Origin of the sequence: Cognatishimia sp. F0-27, assembly GCF_020667845.1 — a bacterium.
In the GTDB taxonomy this organism is placed as follows: domain Bacteria; phylum Pseudomonadota; class Alphaproteobacteria; order Rhodobacterales; family Rhodobacteraceae; genus JAFMPQ01.
This window is the reverse complement of record NZ_JAFMPQ010000114.1, coordinates 1-435: the sequence shown is the minus strand read 5'-3', so window position 1 is coordinate 435 and position 435 is coordinate 1. Positions and strand designations below refer to the sequence as shown.

At 67.4% G+C, this 435-nt stretch carries 1 protein-coding gene; it reads right to left on the bottom strand.

What is annotated here, in order from left to right:
* On the bottom strand, positions 1 to 435 hold a 435-nt coding region (locus J1C49_RS21570), incomplete at both ends, for a calcium-binding protein (RefSeq protein WP_304522465.1).

Sequence of the window (435 nt, the reverse complement as noted above, 5' to 3'; positions counted from 1 at the left end):
AGGCTGTCATCGCCGTCATTGCCCTCAAGCGTGTCCGCGCCTTCGCCCCCATCGAGCGTGTCATTCGCCGCGCCGCCATAGAGCTCGTCATCCCCCGCGCCGCCTTCCAGCGTGTCTTCGCCGTTCAGGCCATAAAGCCGGTCCGCGCCGCTGCCACCGTCAAGGTGGTTGTCGACGAGATTGGCGCCAAAGATCAGGTCGCCCTGGCTGCTGCCGATCACGTTCTCGACCTGCGTCACCGTGTCCGGGCCGCTCAGGCTGCTCGATGCCACGCCGTTCTCGAGATTGACCGCCGCCGCCGCGTTCACGAACTGGAACGACAGCGTGTCGGTGTCGCCACCCCCGTTGATGCTGTCTGTGCCGCTGTCGGCGAGCAGAAGATCGTCGCCCGCGCCACCAGACAGCGTGTCATCCCCGCTGCGCCCGGCCAGCGTG